The sequence below is a fragment of the Capnocytophaga canis genome, assembly GCF_043187445.1.
GTDB lineage: Bacteria > Bacteroidota > Bacteroidia > Flavobacteriales > Flavobacteriaceae > Capnocytophaga > Capnocytophaga canis.
In genome coordinates, this window is the sequence record NZ_CP171121.1 from 469,808 (window position 1) to 488,618 (window position 18,811).

7 protein-coding genes are annotated in these 18,811 nt (G+C 37.7%); 1 reads left to right on the plus strand and 6 read right to left on the minus strand.

The window, feature by feature from the left end:
* Positions 1 to 74: 74 nt before the first annotated feature.
* The 6 genes from rpmH to ACF3OB_RS02255 all read right to left on the minus strand — a co-directional run bounded on the left by rpmH (position 75) and on the right by ACF3OB_RS02255 (position 15,798).
* Positions 75 to 233 (minus strand): 50S ribosomal protein L34, encoded by a 159-nt coding sequence (gene rpmH / locus ACF3OB_RS02230; protein WP_002669412.1) that lies wholly within the window; start codon positions 231 to 233, stop codon positions 75 to 77.
* A 367-nt stretch (positions 234 to 600) separates the two neighbouring features.
* Positions 601 to 1,284 (minus strand): YiiX/YebB-like N1pC/P60 family cysteine hydrolase, encoded by a 684-nt coding sequence (locus ACF3OB_RS02235; RefSeq protein WP_392448163.1) that lies wholly within the window; start codon positions 1,282 to 1,284, stop codon positions 601 to 603.
* A gap of 44 nt (positions 1,285 to 1,328) precedes the next feature.
* The gene (locus ACF3OB_RS02240; protein WP_042009505.1) at positions 1,329 to 1,781 is read right to left on the minus strand and encodes a DUF4878 domain-containing protein; all 453 of its coding nucleotides are present in this window, start codon (positions 1,779 to 1,781) and stop codon (positions 1,329 to 1,331) included.
* A gap of 166 nt (positions 1,782 to 1,947) precedes the next feature.
* The gene (locus ACF3OB_RS02245; RefSeq protein WP_392448165.1) at positions 1,948 to 2,844 is read right to left on the minus strand and encodes a dihydrodipicolinate synthase family protein; all 897 of its coding nucleotides are present in this window, start codon (positions 2,842 to 2,844) and stop codon (positions 1,948 to 1,950) included.
* A gap of 160 nt (positions 2,845 to 3,004) precedes the next feature.
* On the minus strand, positions 3,005 to 3,532 hold the full coding sequence (locus tag ACF3OB_RS02250; RefSeq protein ID WP_042009507.1) for an NUDIX domain-containing protein: 528 nt from the start codon (positions 3,530 to 3,532) through the stop codon (positions 3,005 to 3,007).
* A 101-nt stretch (positions 3,533 to 3,633) separates the two neighbouring features.
* Positions 3,634 to 15,798, minus strand: coding sequence for a T9SS type B sorting domain-containing protein (locus ACF3OB_RS02255; RefSeq protein WP_392448167.1), 12,165 nt, complete (start codon positions 15,796 to 15,798; stop codon positions 3,634 to 3,636).
* Between the two features lie 566 nt (positions 15,799 to 16,364).
* Here ACF3OB_RS02255 and pheT point away from each other — a divergent pair.
* Entirely contained in the window at positions 16,365 to 18,794 is a 2,430-nt protein-coding gene (gene pheT, locus ACF3OB_RS02260) for a phenylalanine--tRNA ligase subunit beta (RefSeq protein ID WP_392448169.1), read from the plus strand.
* The last annotated feature ends 17 nt before the right edge of the window (positions 18,795 to 18,811 follow it).

Genomic DNA, 18,811 nt, shown 5'->3' on the forward strand with positions numbered 1-18,811 from the left:
TTTTTAAAATTTTAAAAAAAGGTGTTACCTAAAAAAGATAACACCTTCATATATTATAAAAATCAACCATCGACTTATTTTTTATGTCTTGGTTCTGAAGAAACTGTTAATTTTTTTCTTCCTTTAGCTCTTCTTCTTGCTAACACTTTTCTTCCGTTTGCAGTAGCCATACGCTCTCTGAAACCGTGTTTATTTCTTCTCTTTCTTTTTGATGGTTGAAATGTTCTTTTCATTGTCCTAAATCTTTAAAAATCTTATTTTAAATAAAAACTATTTTTCTCTACCTAATAAGTGGGGCAAAGGTAGTACTTTTTTTTGAATTGACAAATTTTATAAATTGAAAAACAAAAAAAAATAGAAAATACAGATATCTAACACCTGAACATTCATTTCCTAACCCTTAAAATTTAAAAAGAAAAAATAACTTTCCTTCTTTTATCTAACTCATTATCAGATTTCTAAAGTCATAACTATAGTTTAAATACAATTATCGATTATTTAAATACTTAAAAAATACACCCCCTATAAAGCAACAGATTAAGGAAAATTATATAGTCTTATACTTGACAACACATATATCCTATTCTCAACTATGAATAGCTAATCAGCACTGTTGACAGGATATTTATTAACAATTATATCAAAATATGTTGGGTCATACATCCCTACCATAGAATAAAATACACGTTTACGCTCTTCTGGATTTTTGGGTAATACGATTAGTTTTAGATCTACGTCCAAAATTTGCCAAATCATTTCGGTGCAATACATTTTTGAAGGTTCGTCGATCTCCCCTACCCTATCGAAAGGCACTCGTTTAGCTAAATAATATTTTGCCCGTTCCACTATTTTCTTCCCCTGTACTTCAGAAGTATTTTTCGTACGGACAATCATCATCTTTTCAGGCATGGAATAGGTCAAAAATTCGCGTAGTGGTTGCTCTTGCATTCCATCTGTATCACTGGCATCTGCCGAAAGAGAATGAATTACCCACCATTCATTGTCTTTTAGGTACAAAATTCCTGAATGAGTAACATCATAGACAGAATCATTCAAACGCTCAGCAATCAAATCACTAAAAAAACCATAGCCTCTGCGGAGAATAATATCTCCTTCTTTGATCTTAGCTATGTCTTGGCGAGTTAGTCGTGCCACTTGTCTGTTTCGTTTCACAAGTTTGACTTCCTGTTTTCGATCCACCCAAAAAAACAGATGAAACCCTCCTAAAAGAAACAACAAAAAAATCCCAAAATAAATCACTATCTTAACGGATATGTTCTTCATCTTGGGATTTATCTAAATAAAACACTAATTATCAATAATTTAATCTATTGACCTACAGCTTCCTGTACTTCTTCATTAACTTCTTCTAAAGAACTTTCTCCTAAGTCAACGTCATCCATATTTGGCATATTTTCCTTATTTGAATTTTCTTTATTGAACGTAACTTTCCATTTACCATCTACCTTTTTAAGGTCTATACTTTTTTCTTCCTCTTCACCCTCGACTTTATAGAACGCTTTGGCATTATCACCATCTTCTTCAACCTTAGTTATTGTTACTTTCTTTTTCTCATTTCCTTTGGGAAGTTCTTTTCCCATTCCACTTAACATACCTAACATCTGTTGCATCGAATCGTCAGCATATTTTTTAGCTTCTTCAAAATCAGAATTTTCCATAGAAGTTAAAAATTTTTCAGCTACCGATTTGGGTGAATTATTTGAACAAGAGGTCACTAAAAACGCTACAAATAGCGTCGCAATAAAAAATACTTTTCTCATTGTTTTTTTATTTTTAATAATTTAACTACGCAAAGGTAGTAATAAACAGCTAAGATTCCAAAAATAATTTTACAAAAAAAAAACGATTGATTCACATCAATCGTTTTTTAAAATAATAAAAAAGAAAACTTAAAAATAAAAATTATGAAAAAATTAATTTTATATCTTATTTTGATAGGTAGCTCGTTATACCCAATTTCTCTAATTTCGATTCTATTTCTTTTAATTGGGCATTGGTAAGCGTCGTGTGAGGATATCTTGCTACTCCACAATCAACACCTAATAATCTCATAAAACTCTTTCCTCCACCATTAAACCCTCCGTAGGAAGCAACAATATTAACAAACTCAATTGCCTTATGTTGTAAATCAGCAGCATCCTGATAATTACCTTTTTCAAAAAGTTCTTTAATTGTTAAATACAACTTAGCCAAATGATTATAAGTACTTCCTACCCAACCTGTTGCACCTAATGGTAAACTTGCTAAAAAAGCTTCATCTACCCCAAAAAGAACATTAAATTCCTGATTGTTACACAACTTTGCTTGAGTAAAATGAATCATATTATTCTGAGTAAATTTTAACCCTGCAAAGTTAGGTATCTCCTGTTTTGCCTTTTCCATAAACTGACACATATCAAAATTAGCTCCTGTGAGATCTGGTATGTGATAATAATAAAATGGAATATTTGGAGCAGCCTCAGCTATGGTTTTGCAGTAAGTAACTAATTTTTCTAAGTTAGGTTTAAAGTAGAAAGGAGCCAAAGTAGCTATAGCATCTACTTTATCCGCTGAATGTTTTGCCAAATCAACTGCATGATTCAAATTGATATCCCCAACATGGTTAGTGATGAAAAAATCTGGCGACTTTTGTTCTGCCCAAGCCTCTATAATTTCTTTGCGTTCTTCCACTGAAAGAGAAGCAAAATCACCTGTGGAGCCATTAGCGAAAATACCAGAAACTCCGTTTCTCTTTAAAAAATCAGCATACTTAGGAACAATCTTTGTTGATACTGCCCCTTTCGAATCCATAGGAGCATACGTCGCAGCGATTAAACTATTCATCTCATATATGTATTACATAGGACAAAGTTATAACTTTTTTTTGAAATTCAAAAGAAAAGTTGTTTTTTTTCATTTTGTTTCGTATAAAAAATGTTATCATAGATAAGAAGCGCTTATCATTTTGACACAAAATATTGTAAATCAATAGATAAATAATCTTTTATTTGGAAAATAGGTCTTGACAATATTTCCTTACCATATTACGGATGGAAACAAATCCTATTTCATCAAAGTTGATTGTATGGACTGACAACCAACGGAGAGCTTCGATCTCATCGGTTGCCGCTACCGACACTTGTGAATTGGTTAGTGGACATTCAAAAAATATATCCATCGTTCTGTAAGGAACATTTTTGTAAAGATAATCATTTGGATGTGTTCCTATGTACTTTAATTGCGATGGCAGAACATCTATCCCTAACTCTTCTTTTATTTCGCGACAAGCCGCCTCCTCTGCATTTTCTTTAGGATCGATAAACCCTCCTGGAAGATCTAATTTTCCTTTGTCAGGGTCAACATTTCGGACTGTGAATAATATTTTTTGTTCGTACGTAAATAGAACTGCCACGGCTGCTGCTATATTATGAAAGTAGGTGAACTGACAATCGTGACAAAAAAAACGTACGTTATTTGGAAATTCCACGTTGGTTGATGTGCAGTTCGGACAATGTTTAAATATCATTTTCAATGTTTTTAATATGGTATAAATTCAGAAAAAAAATTTATTCTTGTATAAAAACAGTAAAAGGGATTAGTCTTTGAACCAACCCCTTCTACTGTACATGGAAACTATCGATACAAAGTAAAGTTTCCGTAGAATTTACGTGTATCTTCTAACGTATTGAGTTCTAAGATGTACCAATAATCTCCTGATGGCATGTGCTTTTTATCGTAAATACCATCCCATGAGTCCATAGGTGTCAAAGTTGTTATTTTTCTTCCGTTTCGGTCGAAAATATAAATCACCGCTTTTGGATAGTTTTCTATATTAATAGGCTTCCAAGTATCATTAATACCATCTCCGTCTGGAGTAAAGAAATTAGGTACTCGGATGTCGTGATATACTTCCTCAATGGTTAAAGTACGTGTACAGCCTAACGCATCGACCACTTGTACATCTACTTCTTTGATTATCTGTCTAGAATCTGGGTCTACTCGTCCAGGGTCATTTATTTTCATAATATACACTGGATTCGATCCTTGTTCTCTACCATTGAAATAGTATGTATATGGTTCTACTCCACCCGTGGTTTTCACCTCAATGGTATTCAATCCTAAATTAGTAACTCGAGTAACGGTTAATGCTTGAATGTCTTCAATATCAGTCACAACATAGACTTGTTCGCATTGTTCAGTTTGTGAGCCATCGGAATGAGTATAGGTGTAGATTACCTTTAGTGTCTGCGTTTCACTGGTTCTGTCATAGTCATGGATGTAACCTATGGTAGTCACATCAGTAGTTCTTGACAATGTTCCAGAGGTAATGGCACCTGCTTGTGTTTTCAACTCATAGGTCACATTTGTTAAATCAATAGGTGTAGGGAATCGCACTTTAATAGCGTCCGTAAACACGTTTTCATCACAAGATTTTTCTTGATATACCTCACGTGGTTCTATATTCGGGAATTCTTCAACCGTAAATTTAACTGTTTGTGTTGAACAGCCGTTGACGTCTATGATTGTTACATAATATTCACCTGCTTCCAATATTGGATCGGTTACGATACTTACTGGACTGGCTATACGTGGGTCAGCAGGTACTCCTGAAACGTACGAAACTGGTGTTACACGTCGTCCATCCTTGCTATACACATCCATTTTATAGGGTTGTACACCTCCTTGAGCTGTAATAGCTACCCTTCCGTCAGCTTCTCCGTAACAAATTAATCTATCAGAACCTGATACGTCTACTGCTGCATATAGATAGTTAGGTTCCCAAACCTCAACTGTTGTTTGTGTCCAACATCCCATACCATCCGTAATTTTCAAGGTATAAATTCCTGCTTTCAAATTCTCAAACACAGGGGTTGATTGCTCTATTGCAGGAGTTGTTCCGTTATCTAACTCAAATAGGAATACTGTTGAGCCTGATCCTCCTTGTATGTTGGAGATGGTAATTTTCCCATTAGCTTCGTCCTTGCAATGTACGTCTTCAACGGTGATAGATGCTGTCAACGGATCTGGAGTTACCAACTCAGCGGTTGCAGTTCCTATAAAATCCATACAGCCCAAAGCATCTCTTACCGTAACTGAGTAAACACCTACCTCTAAATTATCAAATAATACGCGATTTCTGTTTACTGTTTTTGTGAATGTTGTCGCCAACGAACTCAAAGTAACCTCATACGGAGCTTGTCCTCCTGTTACCTCTACCATAATATTTCCTTTATCATTCAAACAACTCACTTGTGGAATTGGTGCTGGATAAGCATTTACGCTTATTTGCTCTGCCGAAACAGGTACTACGAATGAACTAGTTGCTTTACAACTATTTACAAAAGACTGTATTTCAATACTATACCTTCCTTCTTTTAATCCTGTAAGTGTTATAGATGAACTTCCCGCAACAATGGTTCCTGTGGTTGTAGCACCATTAACGGAATAGGTAACAGTGTAAGTGAATCCACTTGCAGATGTATCTCCTCCTATAGCGGGTTTTCTATCTACAACGGTAAGGGTTATCTCTCCATCATTACCTTGATAGCAGGTTGGTTGCTTCTGATTAGACATCGTAATATCATACTTATTAGTCAAATCAGCTACTTTATGTGTAGCTTTAGCTCTACCACAACTTGTAGCCATATTTTCGGCTGTTATTTCATAGTCTCCTGTACCCAAAGTAGTTGGCAAGGTATGAGTAATGTGAGTTGTAGCAATGGTTGATGAGTACACTGCGCTGGTTACGAATCCATCACTCAATCTTTTTACGGTAAACCTGATTTCGGTTCCTGGTATGTAGATTGGCGTTGCTTCAACACTAACTGCTATGGTTTCGTCCACAGCACAAGTCATTGGAGTTACCGTTGCTACTGTCATATTTGCTAATGTAAAGGCAGGATTTATGGTAACATCTGTTGTATCTGTTGCACAACCTCCTGAGCTATCTTTCACACGCACGTAATATGTCCCTCCATTAACATCGGATAACGAAACACTATTCGAATTTTCACCTATGACCGTATTGGTAGTTCTATCAATAAACTGCCACGTGTACGGTGGAACTCCTCCCGTGATTTTAGTAGCATCAAACTGCAATGAGGCAATCAACGCTGCACTTGTTGAACAAGTGAATTGCTGAGGAGTCAATGCAGTTGCTCCTACTTGCAACGGTGGCGGTGATTTAATAATTGCCTTATCATTGATAACACTACATCCGTTAGTTCCTTCAATTTTTATTTCATAAACAATTCCTGCCTCTGAACCTAACAAACCTGTGAATCGTGCTTGATTCGACACAACAGATGTAGGTGGTATGCTGGTGGCGGTCGTTACTCCTGTTCCCAAATCTCTCATCGAAATGATAGTGAAGGTCATAGGAGCAATATCAATTGGGGTAGCTATCAGTTCGATACTTCCTTCAGATGCAGAACCACAAGAGGTATTTGTCACCTTCAACGAACCATTGACAACTTGTGGAACCTTCTCAGGTTCTATAACAAACGGTCGTTTGATAGCATCAGAATTACAGCCCATCGTCACCATATCGGAATCCATCACCCAAAGCTCGTAACTTCCCGCTACATTGACAGTTACGGTTATTGTGGTTGCTGTTATAGTGGTTTGTCCTATGAATGGCGTTGTTGAGCCATCGTCTTCCACGCGTACCACTTCATAGGTGTAAGTGCCTGTACCCCCCGTAATGTTTGGTATCACGATTTCTGCTGGCGATGTCGTTGCACAGGTTAATCCTCGGGTTACGTTGGCATTTCCTACCTGCACTGGTGACTTAACCTCAAAGGTCGTTGATGTTTTACAACCTCTGATATTTGAATATGTCAAGGTATAAACTCCAGGATTTAATCCTTCCAACAAAATAACGTTATACGGATATTGTTGTTGTACTGGTGTCAATCCTCCTGGTTGTAACTTATAGAAGTGGATTAAGGACGATTGACTTTGGGTTACATTCAAACGTACATTATATTGGTTATTAATTGCCTGACAAACTTGCACTTGAACGCTATTGATTTTTGGTTGTGGTGCATCCTCAATCGTTAAAGTTGGACCTTGGTATTTAACAATACAATCTCCAGAATCTTTCACATACAAATCATACGTTCCTGATGTTGATACGATAATTTTTTGAGAACCTAAAGCAGAAACAAACTGTCCTGACTGAGGATGTGTAAAATCACCCACCGCTGGAGGTGTAGTAACTGAGGTTGGTTGCACCAAGAACAAATAGTCTGCTACTCCTCCTGAAACTCTATCTACCGTGATTTCCGCCTGATCTCCAATATCTGTTGTACAGTACACATGCTCTTTTGTTATGCTTACTTGATGTACTACCAATGGCTCCGGGCCTGGAATAGCAATAGGTGGAGTTGCATTAACGCAACCTCCATTATTCTCTTCAAAAACAATCACATAGCGTCCTGGTGCTAATCCATTTACGTTGCCACTTACTGAAGTCATTGAGCTACCTACAGTTATATTTCCTGACATTCCTGCTCCTGCTACAGGGTTATAATCAGGGTAGGTATAGACCTGCCAAGTAATACCAGTAGTAGACGACTTCCAATCTTTCAAAGTAAACAAAATAGTTCCACTTGATGTTCCTGAACAAGCTATGGTTCCTTGCGTTGTAGTCATAGACAAGGTTGAACTCGTAGGCACAGAAATCGTAGCCCCTCCCCGAAACCAACAAGGATCTCCTGAAGGAGTTTCTGAAACAATGATAAATTCGTACCACGCTCCTGGAATTAACCCTGTAAATGTATGCTCCAACTTTTCTCCTGCTTGCCCAGTAGTTGGCAAAGTTGTAGCTACTGGAGGATTGAACTGGTACCAACCTGGAGAGGTAGGATCATTCACATCTATAGTAGTCTTATAGATGGCTACATAATTTCCAGTATGTGTTAATCCTGTTCCCGCTCGGTATGACTGTACAATAAGTTCTCCTGAATTTGGAGTACATCCTACAACTGTTGTAGAAGCTGTCACAATGGCATCGGGAGCTAATCCTGTTTTGAATGTCTGTATATCTTGACAGGATGGCGAAGTCATATCTTGTAAGATAACTTCATACTCATCATAATGTAAATTTGACACTGTAATAGTTCTTGGCAACTGACTTGAGAGTATGTTTGTTGTACTATACACCGTTCCCGAAGCTGTTTTTACAATCAATGAAAAATTACTATTCGCATTACCTCCTGCTGAGATTTCAATATTTGCTTGAGCCAACACTCCACAGGCAATCGGCGTTGTTGTTACCGTTACTACGGTTGCCTTAGGTAATGAAGGAACGGTTACTGGTCGCGTAGCTTTACAACCTCGTGCATCGGTAATAACAACCACATAGTTACCCGTAGCCAAAGCTATTGGATTGAGCGCGGCTCCTGTTGGATTATCAGTTCCATCGTTGGCGTATACCTCAACATTAAACGGTGCTACTCCTGTCGATTGATTCACTATATCAGGAACGGACGTATTGATATATCCGTTATCTGCACAGTAAGCTCCTTTGACATTAAATAACGGTGTAGCATTGAATGCAGGTTGTGAAGCTACTCTGAAAGGTTGTGAATGTTGATAACTACATGTATGTCCTTTTTCAGTGTATTGTACATCAAATAGATAAGTGACTCCAAAATCGGTTGAAGTAAACGTATAGGTTGACCCCACAGTAGTTACTTCGGTGTATACGTTAGCTCGGTCTGTGGTGTAGATAATAAAAGTTCTATCACCAGGCACTCCACCATGGGCCGTCAATACAAACGTTGAGTTGGGCGAAGCTACACAATCAATTGCCGATGTTTGCGAAACGGTCAAAGTTAATGGCTCGTAAATAGTAACCACCGTATTTGTTTTACATCCTGAATTATCATTCAATGTAATGGTGTACGTTCCTACTTGCAATCCTTCGAAGGTATGCACGTAGTTCGAAACAGTATGCCAAATATGAGCTGGTTCATCAGAACGATTGATCACATAACCTCCATTACCATTGAAAATATCAATAATAACATCAGTTCCACTACCATCGTTACAAGGACTATAAATTACATCAAATTCAATTTCTTTTTTATACACCTCAAATTCAGTCTCAGTTGAACAGCCTTTCACATCGGTGACCGTAATGGTGTAAGTCCCTGGAGATAAAGACATCGGCTGTGAGTAGCGACCGTTGTAAATTCCTACCACTTGTGGTGTAGGCATAGTTGCACTTTGGTACGTAAAGTGACTGTACTCTGAATTACCTCCTGCTGCCTCAAAAGTAATCGATGCTATGTTTCCTGCATCACAACGCACAGGATTAATTGGTTCAACTACTCGTAATGAAAGCGGAACAGCAGGTTGTGTGATGACGTAGGTTGTTTCTACCTTACAAGCTTTTTTATCAATATCTCTAACATAGATTGTTCTACTTTGAGTTGCCTCTAAATTGGTTACGGTAAAAATTCCTCCAGCTAAAACTGTAGGTGTCCACGTAACCCCATTATCAGTTGAATACTCAACGTTCGTTGGTGGATTATGTACAAATATGCGTAGACTTCCATCATTACCTCCGTGACAACTTACAGCAGTAGTTCCTAATACCTCTAATTCTAATTTTTTACCATCTTCTATAACTACAGGAACAGACTCTGTAGTATCGCAAAGTTTAATATCTTGCTCAATCCCTATAGCATCCAACGCAACAACACCGTTACCAGGGACATTTTTGATTAGAACAATATACTCACTTTGTGTTACTTCCACATCTGTGAAATCTGCCGATGATTGCACCCAAGTAGGTGTTCCAGTGTTCGTTACTATAATTTGTTTGGAAATACCCGATGATGCACCTACTGGTACCAACTCAACATTGAACTGAGGAGTTGCTGTTGTAAGCATATTAAAATGGCGTACAGAAACTCGTAACGGTTCGTTTGGCACCACATTTTTGATATGTTTTCTGAATACTACAGCATTTTGTACCGATGCTTGGACTACCATATAACGTCCGTTATTGACTCCTTGTGCATCGCTTGGAACAACCCAAGTTCCTACAGGATGTGCTTGTTTAGTAATGGCATATTTACCCGCTCCCACAGCTACATTTTGTTCGCAAACCAAATCATTGATAGCGTTTGCCCCTGTAGGATACCCTAAATCACTACCACAAACATCATTACCTACACCAAAGTCTTCCTTGAACAATATATTTGGAGTAATTCCTGTTGGTTTGTAATGTACGTAAATAGTGTGAGCCCCTGGTGATAATGTAAATACCGACGCTTGTACAGCTCCCGTAGTTGTATTAACACTATATGTATAGGAATGGGTCTGCCCTGGTGGTGCAATAGCTGTAACTGACACAGTTCCAAAGCCAACACAATCATAGGTAGGTGTAGAAACATTCACTGTTGGTGCTTGTGGCGATTGCATCGTTACAGGTATTGTCAACTCACAACCTGAAAGTGAAAGATCTTTAATTTTTACAGTGACATTCCCGTCCACTTGAGCTGTCGGCTGATTTTGGTATCCTGTACCAAAATCGTACTGATAAGAACCAGAACCTCCAATTACATTATTTACCGAAACGGTATATTTCCCGTTAGTATCGCAAGTTTTATCTTTAGTTACACCGACAAAGGCACGTAACGGATTGGCTGGAGGGTTGATACTTATAGGTCTTTTTACAAAACTACACGTTTGTGAAGCTACCTGTGCTGTGTAAGCTACTTCATAATTTCCTACCTCCAAATTAGTAAATAAAGAAAGATTATTTCCTTGATAACGTGCAGGTAATATTCTGGCTCCTGTATCATCTAATTTGTACAAACTAACCTCACGCTGAACAGCCGAATTTTCGAATACTAATTGAATTTCCCCTGTTCCTGTTGCAGTTGCACAATCCAAATCGGTAACAGCAAAAGTAACGCTGTGTACTCCTACAGGTAGTATGTTAATTGGAGCTGAAAATGCTCGTTCTCCATTTTGTTGATGTCTCATCACAAATACATAGCTACCAATACGAGTAAGATTCATTAACCCTTCATAGTGAGTATCAAACTCACCTTGGTTGCCTACCCATTCTGAATCTGGAATATTCATGTGAGAACCTCCTGGAGCAAGTACCTCACCATCTACCGACCATACAGCAAATTGATACGGAGGATTACCGCCTTCACCTTTAAATTTAATTTTCGCTCGGTTACAACTTTCCCATTCAACAAATTCCGCAGTGAATTTTAAATTTGTATTCTTCTGTATAGTTATAGTTTGCGTATATTCAAGACATGATAATAAAGCCTCAGAAGAAGTTACTTCCACTACATACGTTCCCGCTTTCAGACCTGTAAAGCGGTACTGTGTAGTATTGGTGGTCATCGCTCCTGTAGCTCCTGTAGTAAGATTTTTATACGTATAGTTATAATTAACTCCTTGTGTAGACATGTTGATATTTATATATCCATCCACATATCCCGTTTCATCTCCGTGAGTTACGGTAGCAGCAGGAGTATTACTGTCGAACACATCAAAATAATAGAAGTCATAACAATTTGCCCCTGCTACTTTCAATCGATAGCGTCCTCCTTGTGAAAGAGTGAAAGTATTTGTATTGTTACTCACTTCTTCCCAACATCCGTCAATAACCACTGGACAAGTTTCGTGACGTGGCTGACAATTCAATCCACTGGCTGATGGGTTTAATTTCTCCCATGTCAAGGTTGAATTTACAAAATTGACCGCTATCGTTTTAGATGTACCACCGCATAGATAGAAATGGCTTGTCCACGTTCTATTGTCATTTCGACAAGTCACACCCACATTTGCTGCCAATGCCTTAATTGGGTCAGCAGAACTTCCTGGTTCATGGTAGTCTATAATTTCATAGCTTACTATTGTAGCGACTCCACAGTCAAATTTATATTTTTCAACGCGATATTCCCCTTGAGTAGTAGCAACAAATGTACTTGTATTGGTTCCTATAGGCGTTCCATTGAGGAACCACTTGTACTCATCAAAACCTGGTGTCACACTCAACGTCATTGGGTTGCCCACACAATAAATCTCAGTACGTTTGTTTTCGTTAGTTTTAATTTCTACTACGGTTGATGTCTGTATTGTAGCTGTTTGGGTACGAAGCGTACAACCTGCGACTCCTCCGGTGTAAACCATTGTAGGGATTATATTTACTTGGTTCATACATGGTTGCTGAGCCAAACCATACCCACCTACTATTTTTAACGGTATTCCTATGCTTCTTTCCTCGTGACCTCCTGTAGAGGGTAATGCTGCAGAGGGATAGGTAAAGGTATATTTCTTAGCTACTGAATCATAGGTATATGTCACATTAGAAACTCCCGAATTTGTAAAGTCTATTTGTTTACTTAAATCAGGTTGTACGTTAGCATTAGAAGGCAATTGCACTTCCAAAGTTGCCGATGTTAGGGTTACAATTCCTGTATTTCTATATTTTACGATATAATAAAATTCATTTTCTACTTGCAATGAATTCAATGAATACCCTTCCGTTAATTGCATTTCCATCTTAGGATCTTGGACCGTTACAATCAAGGTTCGTGAAACGGCATTTCCGAAAGCATCGGTAAATGTATATACCACAGAATGCACCCCAACACCGAATCTTCCTTGATGTTGCGTTCCTCCATTGAAATTGGTATCAATTGAAACTGTGGAAGTAACAGCCAGTTGCACTCCACAACGAACATTTTCATCCGTTACTTTCGGTTCATTCCAAGTTACCATAACATCACACCCCCCTATACTTGGATAGTCAACCAAATCAGCTGGGAAATACGTAACTGACGGCACTCCCGTATCAATAGCAAGTACTGATGTGGAGGTAGCCGTTAGCCAAACGTTTGTTGCACATCCAAATCGGTCTTTCAACTTTACTCTTACTTCATAGGTGGTATTGGTATACACTGCCTCCCCAAAAGTTTGGGTATTAGTTGCTACCATCACTTTTGAACCATCAGGATTGATTCTGTACCACTCCGCATCAAAGGAATTTATTGAAACTCCTCTCAATCGCATTTGAGTCGTTTCCCCTGGACATAATCCATTGGGATGGTCATAATTGATAATATGAGGAGTTGGAAATACACTCGAATCGGCTATCTCCTGTACACTAACAACAGGGGATCCCGCTATACACTCATCTTTTACGTATACTTTATAGGTTCCATCGGGTAGGTTTTTAAATTCGTAGTTTCGTTGTCCACCCGTCATCGTTACGCTTGCCACCTCTGCTTCAGTAGTTCCCGAAACACTTTTCAGTACATAAGTAACATCCCCAACGATCCCAACATTAGTATCATGCGGAAGATCCACCAAAATCATAGATGTTCCGTCCGAACCGCAAGCAATGGACGTAACCACAGGATCCATAGTTTGTGAAGGAACTTGGATTTCTGTGAAATAACGTAACAAATCTGGATTGTAATTCGTTTTATGACGATTCATCATGTTGGTAGATAACTTCCCGGGTCCTATCTCATTTGTAAAACTAGACAATAGTGTCCACGGAACTGTTGAAACCAAAGAAGAATTATTATGGGCTGTATATCCACCAAACTCATGTGTATATATTTTATAGGTTTCTCCAGGCTTCAATCCTGTAATTATACCATCTTTTCCTCGTATTCGTTTGATTTGCTCTAATCCAGAGTCAATAAAAACTCCTATCAAACCTGTCCACATTCTTTGGGTAAGAGTAGGAAAATTAGCATGTAATGCATCATGCGTAAACTCCAAATCGTAGTACCCACATCGTGGTACTAATTTATAGAAAGGTCGCTCGGTTTCTGTTACTCCATATCTTATTTCATTTCCCAATGTAATTGTCTTTGAAGCACTACCACACGCATCTTTGATAGTCAAAACATAGTTTCCAGGAGGCAAGTCACCAAATCCTATATGTCCATTGGGGTCTCCCATATAGGTAGGCGTTACCGTAGCTTCCTTTGGAAAAATAATAGTTTCTGTTTTGGTTTGTCCAAAAGGAAGCCTTGTTTCAAAGGAGACGGAAGGCTGTCCATCTGCTCGACCTAAGGAGATCGTTACTGTTGAAACCCCTGGATTGGCTGGGTCTTCATACATAAGCTCGTTTCTTTTTTCAATACGAAATGATGTTGTTCCTTCAGCGATCCCATAGTTAGACTGCAAAGTGTTAAAAGTCAATTCAAAACGATTTGTCGGAGTTGGTAAATAATTTATATTTGTAGTTCGTTCAAATGCAGAAACAACAGTTCCATCGGATTTTAAAAACTCCATACGAATCTTATATCTACCTGCTCCAGAACGATGTACGTCAATGGTTCGATAATCCACTATTGTATAGTCAGTCCCTTGGGTCAATGGTGGTCCATACGAATTTGGTGCGGTTTCTTTGTAAACTTTGTACTGATATGTCAACGAAGAGGTCGAAGAGGTCGCATTCCAAATATCTTCCAAATTAGATAAATACCAAGTGTAATTTATTTTCCTTTTTCCTCCTTCATTTAGATTAACTTCTCTTGCAGATGTTCCTGGACTGGCTACAATGTACAAAAAAACAGATGCTCCTGGACAAACAGATGTGGAAGGAGAAGTATTATTAGCAAGTACCAATCCTCGCGTAGGTGTTTCATTATGTACATCATGTAAGCCTGTCAATGTAAACGTATTGGTAACTATATTTCCTAAACCATCATCAACAACAATTTGAACCTGATCGTTTTCTTGAAAATCAGCACCATTGTATGAGTAAGCATATCCATTGAAACTTGATGTAATATCCGCTATAGGTACTGTTCGATTCAAGATTTGAACAGTAGCTTTTGCATTAGAAGTCCCTAATCCTTTGAAATGATTCCTAGGAATATCAGGATTAGCCTCTCCTCCCGTAAAACCTACCATAACATTGTTATTATCAACACCTCTCAACAAAGGGATTCTTAAGTTGAATTTGCCTGTAGGTTGTGGCACTGAAACTCCTGCTATCGTCCTTGCCTGAGTATGTAAACTCAGCGTCAAGTCGGATAAAGTTAGGGAATAAGTTCCCGGTAAATGAACCGATTCAGGAACTTGTATTTCTTGTGGGTGTGAAGGGAAGTTTCTACAATTATCTGGAGCTCCTAGAGGAATTTCTCTAACAAAAACGCTTATATTAGGGTGATCACTGTATGATATGCGCTCCCCTGTTCCTGGGACTATACTGAATACCTGATCTGCAAGTGGAGAATTGATAATTCTATCATTAATCAATACCTCACCAGTACTAGCAGACACAACTCGAACTTGATATTTTGAATTTCCAGTGGTAAACCGTTTAAGTCCAAGATATATTACTCCATTTCCTTCATCAATATTGGTATTTGTTACCGGGTCTCTACGGATAGTCGCAGGGGTAATACGTATCGATTTAACCTCAAAAGGAGTGTAAAGATCATTGATTGTTACAGGCTTTTCACAAGACATATTTACATCGTTTTCCAATGTGAAAGTATAAGTCCCTGCTGCCAAATTGGGAATGGTCATGGATTGTCCAGCAAGAACGGTGCCTCGTAATGAAGCCGAAGTTGCTCCTGGTTTTATCCAGTAAACACTAAACTCCGTCCCTGCAGGATGTTCTGCTGAAACTGGAGGTGCATTCAATGTTATGAGACCTCGATTCTCACACTGAATATCACCCGTTACAAGCTGAAAATTGTTAATAGGATGAGTTGAATCACATTGTGCATATATCCATGAGGTTGTTAGCATCATGAACGAAACGAAAATAAACAACTTTTTCATAACGTATTCGTTTTTAGTTAGTTTTTCAGCTAGTACTGTTAGATTAGATTAAGATTTTTCCCTCACTAAGTTGGAAATAAAGTATACAGGCGACAAAATTAAAAAAATGCCCTCCAATAAAAAAAATAATAACATTTCTATAACTAAAAAATAACAGTTGAAACATGAAAAATATACGTTTATCGGATTTTATTTAACATTGTTTAACTTTTTTAGTATGAAATTAAATATAAAAATAGTTCCATCAGAACTCTATTTTCTGCGAAAATAAAAACACTTCTAAAAAGAATTAATCCTATACGATGCTATCTTGTCTACTCTTACAAAACTTGACAGTTTTAAACGTTCTAAAATTTAAGACTCTTTTCCAAAATGTGGACTTATAAATCATTGATACAACACCGAGTAAGAATCTCTTTTTCACTGACTTTTAAAATGTAAAAGAACTATGTACAGCATAGTATAGTACTCTTTAAGAAAGTTTTTCTACATAAAAATATTATATTTCGGTAAAAATTGTATTTTTGCAACCTTGAAATCATACATACATATAGTGTAATCAAACTATGAAAATTTCGTACAACTGGATTAAAAAATTCATCAAAATTGATTTACCTTCAGAACAAACTGGAGCCTTACTTACCGACTTAGGACTTGAAGTTGAAGGAATTGAATCTTTCGAAAGCATCAAAGGAGGACTGAAAGGAGTTGTTGTCGGACACGTATTGGAGTGCCAACAACACCCCAACGCTGACCGATTGAAAGTTACCAAAGTAGACATAGGTCAGGGGAACATCGTGCAAATTGTGTGCGGAGCTCCAAACGTTGCTAAAGGGCAAAAGGTACCTGTTGCGACCATTGGAACAAAACTTTTTGATAAGGACGGAAACCCATGGGAAATCAAAAAAGGAAAAATACGCGGTGAAGAAAGTTTCGGGATGATTTGTGCCGAAGATGAACTCGGACTAGGTGAAGGACACGAAGGAATCATGATTTTGGATGACAAATACGAACCAGGAACCTTATGTAGTGAAATCTTTGAAGTAGAGAACGATGAGGTTTTTGAAATAGGATTAACTCCAAATCGTGCAGACGCCATGAGTCACTACGGTGTTGCGCGTGACTTACGTGCAGGATTGATACAAAGAGGTACTTCTTTGGAGTTGATAACCCCTTCGGTGACAAAATTTCACATTGACAATCGACTATCAAAAATTGATGTAGATGTTCAAAACAAAGAACTCGCACCTCGATATACGGGATTGACTATCAGCAATGTAAAAGTATCTGAATCCCCTATGTGGTTGCAAAACAAACTGAAATCCATCGGACTTACTCCTAAAAACAACATCGTTGATATTACCAACTATGTACTCCACGGACTGGGACAACCGTTACACGCTTTCGATGCAGATCACATCGTAGGGAAAAAAATTATCGTAAAAACGGCAGAAGCTGGTACAAAATTCAAAACCTTAGATGGTGTTGAACGTATCTTAGATGCAGAAGATCTAGTGATTTGTGATGCTGAAAAACCTTTGTGCATTGCAGGAGTTTTGGGTGGACTCAACTCTGCAGTAACCAGTAGCACTCGCAATATCTTTTTAGAAAGTGCCTATTTTAACCCTGTTTCGGTTCGAAAAAGCGCCAAACGCCATGCTATCAACTCCGATGCTTCTTTCCGCTTTGAACGAGGAATAGACATTAGCGAAGTAAAACACGCTTTAATGTACGCTGCTATCTTAATTGAGAATGTCGCAGGAGGACAGATTTCATCGGATATTATCGACTTATACCCCAAAAAACATGAGGATTTTCAGGTATTTTTAGCATTCGAACGCGTTCATAAAGTTATTGGACAAACCATTCCAAACGACACCATTAAAAGCATATTACATTCATTGGATATCAAAATCAACTCAGTTACAGAGCGCGGTTTAGGATTAGTTGTACCTTCATATCGTGTAGATGTACAACGTGAAGCGGATGTTATTGAGGAAATTTTGCGTGTCTATGGATACAATAACATTAATTTTTCAGAAAAAATTAATGCCTCAATGTCACACGCTTCAAAATTTGACGATCACAACGTTCAGAATGTAATAGCTTCCCAACTTGCCGGACAAGGGTTTTCTGAGATAATGACCAATAGCTTAGTATCTGAAAAAACAATTACTGATTTCGAAGAAGATCTTACAAAAGTGGTAAAAATTCTGAATCCTTTGAGTAGTGATTTAAATTTTATGCGCAAAAATCTCCTACCCTCTGGATTGGAGATTATTGAATACAACATTAACCGAAAGCGTTCCGATTTGAAACTATTCGAATTTGGGAAAAGTTATCACAAAATAGGTGATAATTTTGTAGAAAATAAACACCTAATGATTTATATCACAGGTAATCAACTTCCTGAAAATTGGAACATTATTCCTCAGAAAACAGATTTCTTCTTTTTGAAAGGAATTGTTGAATCCGTTTTTGAACGATTGCAACTAAAAAATATTCATACGCAACCTCTAGATAATAATCTCTTTATTCGAGAAGGATTTGAATGGCTTATCAATGGAAAATTGCTTGGAAGTATAGGCGTTGTTAAAGGTAAAATATTGAAAAAATTTGGTATCAAGCAAGAAATCTTTTTTGCCGACATCTGCTGGGATATAGTTCTTGAGAGCATTAAAAATCAGAAAAATACATTCAAAGAAATTGCTAAATTCCCAGAAGTAAGGCGTGACTTAGCATTACTCCTTGATGAAGCTGTTTCGTTCAGTGACATTCATAGAATAGCATTTGAAACCGAAAAATCCATCTTAAAAAATGTAGGCCTGTTTGATGTATACCAAGGCGAAAAACTTCCTACAGGCAAGAAAAGCTATGCAATTAGTTTCACCCTACAAGATGATTTTAAAACACTCACGGATAAACAGATAGAAAAGGTAATGCACAATTTACAAGAACGTTTCAAGGAAAAATTACAGGCATCTGTTCGCTCATAATAACTCATTAATGTTCT